The 15,979-nt window shown below is 62.2% G+C and carries 10 protein-coding genes; 9 read left to right on the forward strand and 1 reads right to left on the reverse strand.

All coding sequences use genetic code 11. The annotated features are described in order from the left end of the window. Positions 1-71: 71 nt before the first annotated feature. Positions 72-1,676: a BCCT family transporter gene (locus ACW9JE_RS20960; RefSeq protein WP_457433806.1), complete on the reverse strand. Its 1,605-nt coding sequence runs from the start codon at positions 1,674-1,676 to the stop codon at positions 72-74. A gap of 382 nt (positions 1,677-2,058) precedes the next feature. On the opposite strand from ACW9JE_RS20960, the gene betI reads away from it, so the two are divergent. The 9 genes from betI (at position 2,059) to yccS (ending at position 15,913) form a co-directional block, all read left to right on the forward strand. Further along, positions 2,059-2,652 (forward strand): transcriptional regulator BetI, encoded by a 594-nt coding sequence (betI, locus tag ACW9JE_RS20965; protein WP_224540817.1) that lies wholly within the window; start codon positions 2,059-2,061, stop codon positions 2,650-2,652. Positions 2,653-2,713: 61 nt separating this feature from the next. Continuing rightward, positions 2,714-4,186, forward strand: a complete 1,473-nt coding sequence (betB, locus tag ACW9JE_RS20970) for a betaine-aldehyde dehydrogenase (protein ID WP_224540815.1) — start codon at positions 2,714-2,716, stop codon at positions 4,184-4,186. A gap of 170 nt (positions 4,187-4,356) precedes the next feature. Next, positions 4,357-6,057: a choline dehydrogenase gene (gene betA, locus ACW9JE_RS20975; RefSeq protein WP_224540813.1), complete on the forward strand. Its 1,701-nt coding sequence runs from the start codon at positions 4,357-4,359 to the stop codon at positions 6,055-6,057. A gap of 250 nt (positions 6,058-6,307) precedes the next feature. Then, positions 6,308-7,750, forward strand: coding sequence for a TldD/PmbA family protein (locus tag ACW9JE_RS20980; RefSeq protein WP_457433802.1), 1,443 nt, complete (start codon positions 6,308-6,310; stop codon positions 7,748-7,750). Continuing rightward, entirely contained in the window at positions 7,750-9,099 is a 1,350-nt protein-coding gene (locus ACW9JE_RS20985) for a TldD/PmbA family protein (RefSeq protein ID WP_457433803.1), read from the forward strand. The genes ACW9JE_RS20980 and ACW9JE_RS20985 overlap by 1 nt, the downstream gene beginning before the upstream one ends. Before the next feature lie 135 nt (positions 9,100-9,234). Further along, positions 9,235-10,662, forward strand: a complete 1,428-nt coding sequence (gene mdtD, locus ACW9JE_RS20990; RefSeq protein WP_457433804.1) for a multidrug transporter subunit MdtD — start codon at positions 9,235-9,237, stop codon at positions 10,660-10,662. A 136-nt stretch (positions 10,663-10,798) separates the two neighbouring features. Further along, positions 10,799-12,136 carry an ATP-dependent RNA helicase DbpA gene (gene dbpA, locus ACW9JE_RS20995; protein WP_457433807.1) on the forward strand — a complete coding sequence of 446 codons (1,338 nt, stop codon included), beginning with the start codon at positions 10,799-10,801 and terminating at the stop codon, positions 12,134-12,136. Positions 12,137-12,288: 152 nt separating this feature from the next. After that, a complete protein-coding gene (locus ACW9JE_RS21000; protein ID WP_457433805.1) occupies positions 12,289-13,467 on the forward strand; it encodes an NAD(P)/FAD-dependent oxidoreductase in 1,179 nt (392 codons plus the stop codon). Positions 13,468-13,729: 262 nt separating this feature from the next. Then, a complete protein-coding gene (gene yccS / locus ACW9JE_RS21005) occupies positions 13,730-15,913 on the forward strand; it encodes a YccS family putative transporter (protein ID WP_224541380.1) in 2,184 nt (727 codons plus the stop codon). The last annotated feature ends 66 nt before the right edge of the window (positions 15,914-15,979 follow it).

Raw genomic sequence — 15,979 nt, forward strand, 5'->3', positions numbered from 1 at the left:
TTCACAGACACTGCAATCAACTCAAAAAACTGTGGGAGCGGGCTTGCCCGCGATGAATGCGACGCGGTGCCTCAGACAGAAACACCATCACGACGCACTTGCGCTTGCCCCTGTTCCAGGTCCAGCTCGTTCAGAAGCTCATTGAACCCACGACGACTGCGTGCCGCCAATTCCGCCTGCTCCTGCTCAGCCTCCATGTCCTGACGCATGGCCTTGTGCAAACCGAACATGAAGAACACCAGCACCACCGAGAAAGGCAGCCCTGCCAGTACCACCATGGTTTGCATGGCCTCGAAGTTACCGGCGAACAGCAGACCGATGGTCACCAGAGTAATCACCACCGACCAGAAAATCCGCAGCCAGTGTGGCGCATCTTCATCGACAGTACCGCCCTTGCACGACAGGTTGGCCATCATCACCGCGCCGGAATCCGCAGGCGTCAGGAACAACACGAAGCCGACGAAAATCGAAACGCCGATCACCACCTTCGACGCCGGGTAATGCTCCAGCAACTGGTAGATCGCCATCGACGGCTGTTCCAGCGCCGTCTTGCCCAACTCAACCGCACCGTGGTTCATCACCAGGTCCAGCGCCGAGTTACCGAAAATCGACAGCCACGCCAGGGTGAAACCCAGCGGAATCAGCAGCACGCCGGCCACCAGTTCACGCACGGTGCGGCCACGGGAAATACGCGCGATGAACATACCCACGAATGGCGCCCAGGAAATCCACCACGCCCAGTAGAACAGAGTCCACAGGCCCAGCCAGCGGTCGGACTTCTCACTGTCGCCTTCGTACACGTACAGATCGAACGTCTTCAGCACCACGCCGTTGAGGTAGTCACCGACGTTCTGCACGAAGCCGTTGAGCAAATGCAGGGTCGGGCCGAACAGCAGCACGAAAATCAGCAGACCGCTGAACAGGATGATGTTGAGGTTGGACAGGCGACGAATGCCGTTTTCCACGCCCGACACAGCGGCGATGGTCGCCACGGTGCTCATCACGATGATCACGATCAAAAGGTTGGTGTTGCTGTGCTCCATGCCGAACAGGTTTTCCAGGCCCGACGACACTTGCAGCGAACCAATCCCCAGGTTGGTCACCAGCCCCAGCAGAGTCACGAACATGCCGAAACCGTCCACCGCGTGACCGGCCGCGCCCTTGACCCAACGCTCGCCCACCAGCGGATACAGCGCCGAACGCAGCGCCAGCGGCTGATTGTGACGGTAGGCAAAGTACGCCACGGCCAGACCGACCAGTGCGTAGATCGCCCAGCCATGCAGGCCCCAATGCAGGAATGTCAGCTGAACCGCCTGACGCGCCGCCAGGTTGCTGCCGGCCACGCCTTCGGGCGGGTTGAAGAAGTGATCCAGGGGCTCGGAAGCTCCAAAGTACAGCAGCGAAATGCCGATACCCGAAGAGAACAGCATCCCCGCCCACGCACCGTAGCTGAAGTCCGGGGTGTCGTCCTTGCTGCCCAGTTTCAGTTTGCCGTAGGACGAGAACGCCAGGCCGATGACGAAGATCAGGTAGGCGGCGATCACCACCATGTAATACCAGCCGAAGCTGCGCGACAGCCAGGCTTGCGCCGTACCGAGCATTCTGCCGGCCTCTTGCGGGGCGATGATCAGAATGGCGGTCAACAACAGAATCAACGCGGTCGAGGTGTAGAACACCCAACCGTTGACCGTCACCTTTTGCGGTGGGGTCTTTATTAGCGAGGCAGAACTCATGGCACAGATGCTCCGGGCAGTGCGAGATGAAGAACGCAAGACAAACGAGTCACTCGACCAATCGGTTAGTGGGCAGCCGACCAGCGGGTGATATAAAGACAGCCGGAAAAAAGCCCGAAGCCTCGAGACGCCGTGGCGTACAGGTTTCGAGCTGATTTGGATGTCGGTTAGCCGCCATTTACACGTAGGAAAAATCTGTAAGGAGCGACGAATTGTCGCGGATCTTATTCTTTGTTGATTGAACGTTCAATCAAAACAAAATAGACTGGCCCACAAGCCGGTAGTCGTTCGACGTCTGCCGCAAGGGCCCAAGGAGATGTGCAAGATGCCCAAGGTCGGTATGCAACCCATCCGCCGCCAGCAATTGATCGAAGCCACTTTGCAGGCTGTCGATCAGGTCGGAATGGGGGACGCCAGCATTGCGCTGATCGCCCGTTTGGCCGGTGTCTCGAACGGCATCATCAGTCACTACTTTCAGGACAAGAATGGCCTGATCGCCGCCACCATGGGGTACCTGATGACTGTGCTGAGCGAGAACGTCACCGCGCGCCGTCAGGCGCTCACAGATGACAGCCCCCGGGCGCATCTGCAGGTGATCATCGAAGGCAACTTCGACGCCAGCCAGGTCAATGGCCCTGCAATGAAAACCTGGCTGGCCTTCTGGGCCACCAGCATGCACCAGCCGTCTTTGCACAGGTTGCAGCGGATTAACGATCACCGTCTGTATTCCAACCTGTGCTGCCAGTTCCGCCGCGTATTGCCGCTCGAGGATGCGCGCAGTGCAGCCCGTGGCCTGGCAGCGTTGATTGACGGCTTGTGGTTGCGCGGTGCGCTGTCGGGAGACGCTTTCGACACCGGACAGGCGCAACAGATCGCTTACGAATACATGGATTTTCAACTGGCCAAGCGGGTGAGTTAGAGCACTACAGAAAGCTCAACCCCTGAACGCGCCAATCACTAAATGCACTTGCGAGGACTTTATGGCCCGTTTCGAACTGCAAAAACTCTACATCGATGGCGCTTACTCCGACGCTGGCAGCGACGCCACTTTCGAAGCCATCAACCCGGCTAACGGCGAAGTCCTCGCAAAAGTACAACGCGCCACCTTCGATGACGTCGAGCGTGCTGTCGTCAGCGCTGAAAAAGGCCAGAAAATCTGGGCCGCCATGACCGCCATGGAGCGTTCGCGCATCCTGCGTCGCGCCGTGGAAATCCTGCGTGAACGCAACGACGAACTGGCTGCCCTGGAAACCCTGGACACCGGCAAGGCCTACTCCGAAACCCGCTACGTCGACATCGTCACCGGCGCCGACGTGCTGGAGTACTACGCAGGCCTGGTGCCGGCCATCGAAGGCGAGCAGATTCCGCTGCGCACCACTTCTTTCGTTTACACCCGTCGCGAGCCGCTGGGCGTCGTGGCCGGTATCGGCGCGTGGAACTACCCGATCCAGATCGCCCTGTGGAAATCCGCACCGGCCCTGGCCGCCGGTAACGCGATGATCTTCAAGCCAAGCGAAGTCACCTCGCTGACCACCCTGAAACTGGCCGAGATCTACACCGAAGCCGGCCTGCCAGACGGTGTGTTCAACGTCCTGACCGGCAGCGGCCGCGAAGTCGGCACCTGGCTGACCGAGCACCCGCGCATCGAGAAAATCTCGTTCACCGGCGGCACCGACACCGGCAAGAAAGTCATGGCCAGCGCCTCGAGCTCTTCGCTCAAGGACGTGACCATGGAACTGGGCGGCAAATCCCCGCTGATCATCTGCGACGACGCCGATCTGGATCGCGCCGCCGACACCGCGATGATGGCCAACTTCTACAGCTCCGGTCAGGTCTGCACCAACGGCACCCGCGTGTTCGTGCCGAGCCACATGAAAGCTGCTTTCGAAGCCAAGATCGCCGAGCGCGTGGCGCGCATCCGCATCGGCAACCCGGAAGACGAAAACACCAACTTCGGCCCGCTGGTCAGCTTCGCCCACATGGAAAGCGTGCTGGGCTACATCGCCAAGGGCAAGGAAGAAGGCGCACGCGTACTGTGCGGCGGCGAGCGTCTGACTGACGGCGACTTCGCCAAGGGCGCCTTCGTGGCACCGACCGTATTCACCGACTGCACCGACGACATGACCATCGTGCGCGAAGAAATCTTCGGCCCGGTGATGGCGATCCTGAGCTACGAAACCGAAGAAGAAGTGATCCGCCGCGCCAACGACACCGACTTCGGTCTGGCCGCCGGTGTGGTCACCAAAGACCTGAACCGCGCCCACCGCATCATCCATCAACTGGAAGCGGGCATCTGCTGGATCAACGCCTGGGGCGAATCCGACGCCAAGATGCCGGTCGGTGGCTACAAGCAGTCGGGCGTGGGCCGTGAGAACGGCATCAGCTCGCTGAACAACTTCACACGCATCAAATCGGTACAGGTCGAGTTGGGCGATTACGTTTCGGTGTTCTAAGCCCCGAGATTTGTATTGCCTGCGAGGGCCTCTTCGCGGGCAAGCCTCGCTCCTACAAGGTCAACGCAAACCCGTAGTAGCGAGGCTCGCTCGCGAACCTGTAGGAGCGAGGCTTGCCCGCGAACCGAGTCATGGTCCGACCTGACCAACTTTCAAAGAGGGTGCATTTTATGTCCCAAGAATTCGATTACATCATCATCGGTGCCGGCTCCGCCGGTAACACCCTGGCGACCCGTCTGACCGAAGACGAAGGCGTCACCGTCCTGCTGCTCGAAGCGGGCGGTCCGGACTACCGCATGGACTTCCGCACGCAGATGCCGGCCGCTTTGGCATTCCCGCTGCAAGGCCGTCGCTACAATTGGGCCTACGAAACCGACGCCGAGCCGCACATGGACGGTCGCCGGATGGAATGCGGTCGCGGCAAGGGTCTGGGTGGTTCCTCGCTGATCAACGGCATGTGCTACATCCGCGGCAACGCCATGGACTACGACGGCTGGGCCAAGCTGCCAGGCCTGGAAGACTGGACCTACCTGGACTGCCTGCCGTATTTCCGCAAGGCGGAAACCCGTGACATCGGCCCGAACGACTACCACGGCGGCGAAGGCCCGGTCAGCGTGACCACGCCAAAGGCTGGCAACAATCCGCTGTTCCACGCCATGGTCGAAGCCGGCGTGCAAGCCGGTTACCCGCGCACCGAAGACCTCAACGGTTACCAGCAGGAAGGCTTCGGCCCGATGGACCGCACCGTGACCCCCAAAGGCCGTCGTGCTTCCACCGCCCGCGGTTACCTGGACGTGGCCAAGAAGCGCTCGACCCTGACCATCGTCACCCACGCCCTGACCGACAAGATCCTGTTCGAAGGCAAGCGTGCGGTCGGCGTGCGTTATCTGGTGGGCGCCGCTGAAGAGCGTGTTGAAGTGAAGGCGCGCAAGGAAGTGCTGGTCTGCTCCGGCGCCATCGCCTCGCCGCAACTGCTGCAACGTTCCGGCGTCGGCCCGGCCAAGCTGCTGCAAAGCCTCGACATTCCGGTGGTCCACGACCTGCCGGGCGTCGGCGAAAACCTGCAGGACCACCTCGAGTTGTACCTGCAATACGCCTGCACACAACCGGTTTCGCTGTACCCGTCGCTGCTCTGGTACAACCAGCCGGCCATCGGTGCCGAATGGCTGTTCAACGGCACCGGCATCGGCGCCAGCAACCAGTTCGAAGCCGGCGGTTTCATCCGCAGCCGTCCGGAATTCGAATGGCCGAACATCCAGTACCACTTCCTGCCGGTGGCGATTAACTACAACGGCAGCAACGGCGTACAGGAGCACGGTTTCCAGGCGCACATGGGCTCCATGCGTTCGCCTAGCCGTGGCCGGATCCAGGTCAAGTCTAAGGACCCGCGCCAGCACCCGAGCATTCTGTTCAACTACATGGCCACCGAGCAGGACTGGCAGGAATTCCGCGACGGCATCCGCCTGACCCGTGAAATCATGCAGCAGCCGGCACTGGACGCCTTCCGTGGTCGCGAGATCAGCCCGGGTATCGAAGTGCAAACCGATGAGCAGCTGGACAAGTTCATCCGCGAGCACGCCGAAACCGCGTTCCACCCGTCCTGCTCCTGCAAGATGGGCACCGACGAGATGGCGGTGGTCGACGGCCAGGGTCGTGTGCATGGCATGCAAGGCCTGCGCGTGGTCGATGCCTCGATCATGCCGATCATCACCACCGGCAACCTGAACGCACCGACCATCATGATGGCCGAGAAAATCGCCGACAAAATCCGCGGTCGCCAGCCACTGCCGCGCAGCAAGGCCGCCTACTACGTGGCCGGTGATGCGCCGGTGAAGGGCAAGGCGATGCGGGAAGTCAGCCAGCCGGCTTAAGACCGCGTCGTCCCCAATCGCGGGCAAGCCCGCTCCCACAGGGTTTTCGGTTGGAACACATATTTGTGATTTAACCGAGATCCTGTGGGAGCGGGCTTGCCCGCGATGAGGCCCTCACAAACACCACACCTCTACCGATCCAACCTTGATCCCTCCCCCCTCGCAGGCCTAATCTAGCGCCACGCAACCGTTTCACCCCCTCCTCCAGCAACACCGCTGCACCGTCACTCCATCACAAGGAGGTTCCCGAATGTTCGATTTCCATCCCCAGCTCAAGCAGCGCTTCGCTGCCTTGCGCACGGGCGCCGAGTTCTTTTCCCTGCGTTATGTACGTGAGTCCGGGCAGTACCTGTCGGTGCGCAAGAACGTCGCCGAACCGCCGAGCCTGCGCCGTGACGAAGGCGCGATGCTGACTGTGCGGGTCAATGGCGTCGAAGCCTATGCCGCCACCAACGACCTGTCGCAGCATGGCCTGCAAGCGGCCCTCGAACGCGCCGAACAGCAGGCGCGCCAGCTCAAGCCCCACGCTCTGCTGGACCTGCACGACCAGACCGTTTCCGGCGAGCGCGCCGATTATTTCTCGCCGAACCTCGATCAGCCCTTCCCGTCCCTGAACGAATGCTATGAACTGCTCGGCGCAGAATCCGCCGCCGTGCCCAAGGACGATCGTCTGGTGAACTGGCAGGTGAGCATCGGCATCACCCACGTCGAGCAGATCTACCTCAACAGCGCCGGCGCCGAGTTGCGCCAGGCACAGCGTTTCGTCTATCCGGGCCTGGACGTCACCGCCTACGACGGCAACGACAGCCAGACCCGCAGCCTGGGCCGCGAGAACTTCGGCCAGCAGGGCGGCGCCGATGTCATCAGTCGCTGCGGACTGGTCGGCGCCGGCCCGAAAGTCGCCGATCAGGCTCTGCAACTGCTGCTCGCGCCGAACACCCCGCAAGGCCCGCGCGACCTGCTGCTGATGCCCGACCAGATGATGCTGCAGATCCATGAATCCATCGGCCACCCACTGGAACTGGACCGCATCCTGGGCGACGAACGCAATTACGCCGGCACCAGCTTCGTCAAGGCCGAAGACTTCGGTCACCTGCAATACGGCTCCAAATTGCTCAACGTGACCTTCGACCCGGACATTCCCGAACAGCTCGCCAGCTACGGCCATGACGACGACGGCACCGCCGCGAGCAAGCAATTCCTGATCCGCGAAGGCCTGTTGCTGCGCCCGCTGGGCGGTGCGCTGTCGCAGTTCCGCGCAGGCCTTGCCGGTGTCGCCAACAGCCGCGCCTGCAGCTGGAACCGTCCGCCGATCGACCGCATGGCCAACCTCAACATCGAGCCCGGCGATCAGCCGCTGGAACGCCTGATCGGCAACATCGAACACGGCATCCTGATGAGCACCAACCGCTCCTGGTCCATCGACGATGCGCGCAACAAGTTCCAGTTCGGTTGCGAATGGGGCCAGCTGATCGAAAACGGCGAACTCAAAGGCGTGGTGAAAAACCCGAATTACCGGGGCGTTTCCGCGCAGTTCTGGAAGAGCCTCAGCGCCGTCGGCGATGCCAACACCTTCCAGGTCCTGGGCACGCCGAACTGCGGCAAGGGCGAACCCAACCAGGTGATCCGCGTCGGGCATGCGTCGCCCGCCTGCGTGTTCAGCAACGTTGATGTGTTTGGAGGAGACGCCTGATGACTACTCACGCGAGCACCTCGAAAAACCAGGGCGAATCGTTCAAGGCGCTGGTCAACGGCCTGCGCGAGGCCCTGCACGAGCCGGAACAGTTCACCTTGAGCTACGCCGCCGAGTCCTCGGCCTTCGTGCGTTTCAACCACGCCAAGGTGCGTCAGGCCGGGCAGGTGCAGCAGGCGAGCATCGTTCTGAAACTGATCCATGACGGTCGCCACGCCGACCTCGACATCACCCTGTCCGGCGATCCGCAGGTTGATCAGCAGCGTCTGGCAGAAGGCCTGCAACAGCTGCGCGACACCCTGCCGTTGCTGCCGCAGGATCCGTATCTGTTGCTCAACCACAACGGCTGGCACAGCAGCAATGTGCAGGAGCATCCGTTGCCGGACACCGAGCAGGTGGTCGCCGAAATCACTCGCGCCGCCGAAGGTCTGGATCTGGTCGGTTTTTACGCGGCCGGGCCCATCAGCCGTGGTTTCGCCAGTTCCGCAGGGGCGTTTGGCTGGCATCAGGCCAACAGTTTTAACTTCGATTTCAGCCTGTTCCACGAAAACGGCCAGGCGGTGAAAGCCAGCTTTGCCGGCCATGACTGGAACAGCGAGGCGTTCGCCAAACGCTTCCAGCAGGCCCGCGAGCAGCTGGAATTTCTTGGGCGGCCATTGCGTACGCTGGCGCCGGGTCAGTACCGCGCTTACCTGGCGCCGGCAGCGCTGGAAGAGATCATGGGCATGCTGTGCTGGGGCGGGTTTTCGGCGCAGTCGATCGCCAGCAAAAGCAGTCCGCTGCAGAAGCTGTATGGCGGTGATCAGAGCTTCAGTCCGCTGGTTTCGCTGGACGAGAAAGTCAGTGGCTCGTTGAGTCCGGCGTTCTCCGAAGAGGGTTATCCGCGCAGCGATCTGCGGTTGATCGTCGAGGGCAAGGCCGAGGCACAGCTGGTCGGTTCGCGCAGCGCCGCTGAATACGGTCTGACCGCCAATGGCGCCAGCGCCGGCGAATGGCCCAGCGCCCTGAACATGCAGGCCGGGGCCCTGGCGGAGGCGGATATCCTCAAGCAACTGGGTACGGGCCTGTACATCAGCAACCTGTGGTACCTGAATTTCTCCGACCAGCCGGCAGCCCGTCTTACCGGCATGACCCGCTTCGCGACCTTCTGGGTCGAGAACGGTGAAATACAGGCACCGGTCAGCACCATGCGTTTCGACGACAGCGCCTTCAGCCTGCTCGGCTCGCAGCTCGAAGCCTTGACCCAGGAGCGCGAGATGCTGCTGTCGGCCAGCACCTACAGCCAGCGTGCGACAGCATCGGCGCTTCTGCCGGGGGCGTTGGTCAGCAAGCTGACTTTGACCTTGTAAACACAGAACCTGTGGGAGCGGGCTTGCCCGCGAAGAGGCCGGCAAATTCAACATTGATGTTGACTGGTACACCGCCATCGCGGGCAAGCCCGCTCCCACAGGTTTCCGGTTACCCGACCATTCACAAGAGGTCCCATGCCCAACCGCCTGCCTCTAGACGCCGTCACCGCCCGCTGGGTGCCGTGGGTCGTCGCCATTGCGTTTTTCATGCAGTCCCTCGACGGGACGATTCTCAACACCGCGTTGCCGGCCATGGCTGCGGATCTGGCCGAAGATCCGCTGCGCATGCAGGGCGTGATCATCGCCTACATGCTCACCGTCGCCCTGCTGATCCCGGCTTCCGGTTGGGTGGCCGATCGATTCGGCACCAAGAAAATCTTCTTCAGTGCCATCCTGCTGTTCAGCATCGGCTCGCTGCTCTGCGCTCTGTCCGACAGCCTGACGCTGCTGATCGGCGCCCGGGTCGTGCAAGGTCTGGGCGGTGCGCTGATGCTGCCGGTCGGACGGCTGGTGGTACTGCGTGCCTACCCGCGCTCGGAGCTGGTGCGGATCATGGGCTTCATTACCATCCCCGGCCTGCTCGGCCCGCTGATCGGCCCGACCATGGGCGGTTGGATGGTGGAATACCTGACGTGGCACTGGATCTTCCTGATCAACCTGCCGGTGGGCGTGATCGGTTGCTACGCGGTGTGGAAATTCATCCCGGACCTGCGCGGCTCCGAGCGCACCCGCTTCGATAGCCTGGGCTTTGTGCTGTTCGGTGCGGCGATGATCCTGATCACCATCGCCATGGAGGGCCTGGGCGAATTGCACCTGCCGCACCTGCGGGTGATGTTGCTGCTGTTCGGCGGCATGGCCTGTCTGGCAGCGTACTGGCTGCGCGCCGGGCACATCGAAAATCCGTTGTTCTCGCCGTCGCTGTTCAAGACCCGGACTTTCGCCGTGGGCATTCTCGGCAACCTGTTCGCTCGCCTGGGCAGCGGCGCCCTACCGTTCCTCGTGCCGTTGCTGCTGCAGGTGGCGCTGGGCTACTCGCCGTCCCAGGCGGGGATGAGCATGCTGCCGCTGGCCGCCGCAGCGATGGTCGCCAAGTGGGTGGCGCGGCCGATGATCGAACGCCTGGGCTACCGCATTGTGCTGACCGGCAACACCCTGGCGCTGGGGATCATGCTGGCGAGCATGGGCCTGGTCAGCGAGCAGACGCCCTACTGGCTGCTGCTGTGCCTGCTGGCGATCCTGGGGGCGATCAACTCCCTGCAGTTCACCGCGATGAACACCGTGACCCTGATCGACCTCGACGACGCCAGCGCCAGCAGCGGCAACAGCCTGCTGTCGGTGGTCGCGCAGCTGTCTTTGAGTCTTGGCGTTGCTTGTGCCGGTGCGCTGCTCGGTGGATTTACCGCCGAGGTTGGCAATGACGGGGTAGAGACGGTGCTGGGCGCGTTCCAGCTGACGTTCGTCACGGTCGGCATCATGGCGATGCTGGCGGCGACGATTTTTTCCCAGCTTTCACCGAAAGACGGACGACGAGTAGTCAGCCACGAGCACGACATAGGCCACTAACCCCTACATAACTATTCGTCCGGAAACATCAGGCGAATGGCCATCGGACTGGTACACTGCGCGACATTTTGTTTTGCAGGCCAGTCCCGTGACCACCATCGCCACCGAATTCAATACTCTGCCATTGTCCGCCGCCATGCTGGCTAACCTCGATTCTCTCGGTTATTCCCAGATGACGCCGATCCAGGCGCAGAGCTTGCCGGTGATCCTCAAGGGGATGGACCTGATCGCCCAGGCCAAGACCGGCAGCGGCAAGACCGCAGCCTTCGGCATCGGCCTGCTGAACCCGATCAACCCGCGCTACTTCGGTTGCCAGGCGCTGATCCTGTGCCCGACCCGTGAGCTGGCCGACCAGGTCGCCAAGGAAATCCGCCGTCTGGCCCGCGCCGAAGACAACATCAAGGTCCTGACCCTGTGTGGTGGCGTGTCCCTCGGCCCGCAGATCGCTTCGCTGGAGCACGGCGCGCACATCATCGTCGGCACTCCTGGGCGCATTCAGCAGCACCTGCGCAAGGGCTCGCTGGTGCTTCACGGCCTGAACACCCTGATCCTCGACGAAGCTGACCGCATGCTCGACATGGGTTTCTACGATTCGATCGAAGAAATCATCATGCAGGCCCCGGAACGTCGCCAGACCCTGCTGTTCTCCGCCACTTACCCGGTGGGCATCAAGCAACTGGCCTCGAAGTTCATGCGCAACCCGCAGCAGGTCAAGGCCGAGGCGTTCCACGACGACTCGCAGATCGAACAGCGTTTCTACGAAATTTCCCCGGAAGAACGCATGAGCGCGGTGACCAAGGTGCTGGGCCACTTCCGTCCGGCGTCCTGCGTGGCGTTCTGCTTCACCAAGCAGCAGGTCCAGGAAACCGTCGATCACCTGACCGCCAAGGGCATTTCCGCCGTCGGCCTGCACGGCGACCTGGAACAGCGTGACCGCGATCAGGTCCTGGCCATGTTCGCCAACCGCAGCACCTCGGTGCTGGTGGCCACCGACGTGGCAGCCCGCGGCCTGGACATCGATTCCCTGGACATGGTGATCAACGTCGAACTGGCCCGCGATTCGGAAATCCACATCCACCGCGTCGGCCGTACCGGTCGCGCTGGTGAGAAAGGCCTGGCGATCAGCCTGGTTGCGCCGTCCGAAGCGCAGCGTGCGCAGGCGATCGAAGAGCTGCAGAAGACGCCGTTGACCTGGGATCAGGTGGACAACCTCAAGTCCCAGGGCGGCGGTCCGCTGCTGCCGCAGATGAGCACCCTGTGCATCGCCGCCGGTCGCAAGGACAAGGTACGTCCGGGCGACATCCTCGGCGCCCTGACCGGTGACGCCGGCATCCCGGGCGCGCAGGTCGGCAAGATCGCGATCTTCGACTTCCAGGCCTACGTGGCCGTGGAACGCGGCGTCGCCAAACAGGCGCTGCAGCGCCTGAACGACGGCAAGATCAAGGGCCGGTCGTTGCGCGTGCGTATCCTGTAACAGATCTTCTACCCGACGAAGATCCCTTGTGGGAGCGAGCCTGCTCGCGATGGCGGAGTGTCAAACAACACATGTATCGAATGTGTTGTCCCCATCGCGAGCAGGCTCGCTCCCACAGTTGGTTATGTATTGATTGATCAGAGGACACCGTTTTGCGCTCTACCGAAGTCGTGATCATTGGCGCTGGCGCCGCAGGGTTGATGTGTGCACTGACTGCCGCCGGCCGTGGGCGCAAGGTGCTGTTGCTCGACCATGCCAACAAGGCCGGCAAGAAAATCCTGATGTCGGGCGGTGGGCGCTGCAATTTCACCAACATGTACACCGAGCCTGGCAATTTCCTCTCGCAGAACGAGCACTTCTGCAAATCCGCTCTGGCGCGCTACACCCAGTGGGATTTCATCGGTCTGGTGGCCAAACACGGCGTGCCTTACCACGAGAAGAAACTCGGCCAGCTGTTTTGCGATAACAAATCCAGCGACATCCTCGAAATGCTCCTGACCGAGTGCGATCAGGCCGGCGTCAGCCTGCACCTGGACACCTCGATCCAGACCATCGAGAAGCTCGAACAGGGTTATCTGCTGGACACCACCCTCGGTCAGGTCACCTGCCAGTCGCTGGTGATCGCCACCGGCGGCCTGTCGATCCCGACCCTGGGCGCCACCGGTTTCGGCTATCAGGTGGCCAAACAATTCGGCCACGAACTGCTGCCGACCCGCGCCGGCCTCGTGCCGTTCACCATCACCGATCAGCTCAAGGCGCTGTGCAGCGAGTTGTCCGGCACCTCGGTGGATTGCCTGGTCAGCTGCAACGACCAGAGTTTCCGCGAGAACATCCTCTTCACCCACCGCGGCCTCAGCGGTCCGGCGATCCTGCAGATTTCTTCGTTCTGGGAATCGGGCGATACGGTCGAGATCAACCTGATGCCCGACCACGACGTACCGAGCTGGCTACAACAGCAACAGGCCGAACGTCCCAACAGCGAACTGAAAACCCTGCTCGGGGAAATCTTCACCAAGAAGATGGCCAATTTGCTGGCGGACAACTGGTTCGTCTCCAAACCGATGAAGCAATACACCCACGCGGAAATCGCCGAGATCGCCGAGAAACTGGCGAGCTGGAAAATCGTGCCCGCCGGCACCGAAGGCTACCGCACCGCCGAAGTGACGCTGGGTGGCGTGGACACCAATGAAGTGTCGTCCAAAACCATGGAATCCCTGAAAAGCCCCGGCCTGTACTTCATCGGCGAAGTGCTGGACGTGACCGGCCACCTGGGCGGCTTCAACTTCCAGTGGGCCTGGGCCTCGGGCTACGCCGCCGCGCAATACGTCTGACACCCCACTCACCATGTGAATGCAATCCCTGTGGGAGCTGGCTTGCCAGCGATAGCGGTCTGACAGACAACAGAAATGTTGCATGTACTGGCCTCATCGCTGGCAAGCCAGCTCCCACAGGTTTTTATGCCAGCCTGAAAATTTGAGGCGGGCGCGAAGTCTCAAAGGAACAGTTTTTGCTGCCCGATGTGATCGTCGCCATTGCATCGGCGTCATTACTGGCTCAATTTAGCGGCATCGCCTCGGAAGGCCTTCGCATTTCATGTCATCGACTTCGTTTCGTCAGTCTCTGCGGCGTCTGTGGGCGCTGGACAAGTTCAGCTACAGCGTGCGGGTGTTCATCGCCCTGACCGGCACCATGGCACTGTGTTGGTATCAGGATGAAATGGGGCTGCTGATCCCGTTGTTCCTGGGGATTATCGCCAGCGCCCTGGCCGAGACCGACGACAGCTGGCAAGGCCGCCTCAATGCGCTGGCCGTGACCCTGGTCTGTTTCGCCGTCGCCGCGCTGTCGGTGGAACTGCTGTTCCCCTACCCGATCGTCTTCATCATCGCCTTCGCCCTCGCCAGCTTCTGCCTGACGATGCTCGGCGCCTTGGGCGAACGCTATGGCGCGATTGCTTCGGCGACGCTGATTCTGTCGGTGTACACCATGATCGGCGTAGACCAGCGCGGCGGCGCGGTGATCGACGTCTGGCACGAACCGCTGCTGCTGGTGGCCGGTGCGGCCTGGTACGGGGCGCTTTCGGTGCTGTGGCAGGCGCTGTTTTCCAACCAGCCGGTGCAGCAGAGCCTTGCGCGGCTGTTTCGCGAGCTGGGTTACTACCTGAAGCTGAAGTCGTCGCTGTTCGAGCCGATCCGTCAGTTGGATGTGGAAGAGCGGCGACTGGAACTGGCCAAGCAGAATGGTCGCGTGGTCGCCGCACTGAATGCCGCCAAGGAAATCATCCTGCACCGGGTCGGCAACGGTCGCCCGGGCTCGAAACTCAGTCGCTACCTGAAGCTGTATTTCCTCGCCCAGGATATCCACGAACGCGCCAGCTCTTCGCACTACCCTTACAACGCCCTGGCCGAGGCGTTTTTCCACAGCGACGTGCTGTTCCGCTGCCAGCGCCTGCTGCGCCAGCAGGGCAAGGCCTGCCGGGCGCTGGCCGAATCGATCCAGATGCGCCAGCCCTTCATCTATGACGCCAGCTTCGCCGAAGCCCTGGCCGACCTGCATGCCTCCCTCGAACACCTGCGCGTCCAGAGCAACCCCGCCTGGCGCGGATTGCTGCGTTCGCTGCGGGCGCTGTCGGCGAACCTCGCCACCCTCGACCGCCTGCTGAGCGACGCAAGCAACCCCGACGCCCTGGCCGACGCCACCGACAGCAGCCTGCTCGACCGTTCGCCACGCAACCTTCGGGATGTCTGGGTACGCTTGCGCACGCAACTGACACCGACCTCGTTGCTGTTTCGCCATGCCCTGCGATTGCCCCTGGCGCTGAGCATCGGCTACGCGATGGTGCATTTGATCCACCCGTCCCAGGGTTACTGGATCATTCTCACCACGCTGTTCGTCTGCCAGCCCAACTACGGCGCGACGCGACGCAAACTCGGCCAGCGGATCATCGGCACCGCCTTCGGCCTGACTCTGGCCTGGGCGCTGTTCGACCTGTTTCCCAACCCGCTGATCCAGTCGTGCATCGCGATTGTCGCCGGCGTGGTGTTCTTCATCAGCCGAACCACTCGCTACACCCTGGCGACGGCGGCGATCACCCTGATGGTGCTGTTCTGCTTCAACCAGGTGGGCGACGGTTATGGGCTGTTCCTGCCACGGCTGTTCGATACCTTGCTCGGCAGCCTGATCGCGGGGCTGGCGGTGTTCCTGTTCCTGCCGGACTGGCAGGGCCGCAGCCTGAACAAGGTGCTGTCCAACACCCTGACCTGCAACAGCGTTTACCTGCGCCAGATCATGCAGCAATACGCCGCCGGCAAAAGCGACGACCTGGCCTACCGCCTGGCTCGACGCAACGCGCACAACGCCGACGCGGCGCTGTCGACCACCCTGGCCAACATGCTGATGGAGCCGGGGCATTTCCGTAAGGACGCGGAACTGGGCTTTCGTTTTCTGGTGCTGTCACACACGCTGCTCAGCTATTTGTCAGGCCTTGGCGCACACCGGGAAACCCGGTTGCCCGCCGAGGTGCGCGAGCACCTGATCGAAGGCGCCGGGGTGAAACTGGCGGCCAGCATCGACGAAATCGCCCAAGGGCTGGTGAGCAAATCGGCGATTGCGATTCAGAGCGACGAGGAGGAAGCGCTGGCCAATGAGCTTGAGCAGATGCCCGATGAGATCGATGAGGGACAGCGGTTGGTGCAGACACAACTGGCGCTGATCTGCCGGCAGCTGGGGCCGCTGCGGACGTTGGCGGCGCATTTGATCAAGGACACCAGCCGGGATTGAGATGTTTGGTGTCCAGACCGGCCTCTTCGCGGGCAAGCCTCGCTCCTACAGAGAATCACCACGCCC

Source organism: Pseudomonas sp. SDO55104_S430 (assembly GCF_054070595.1).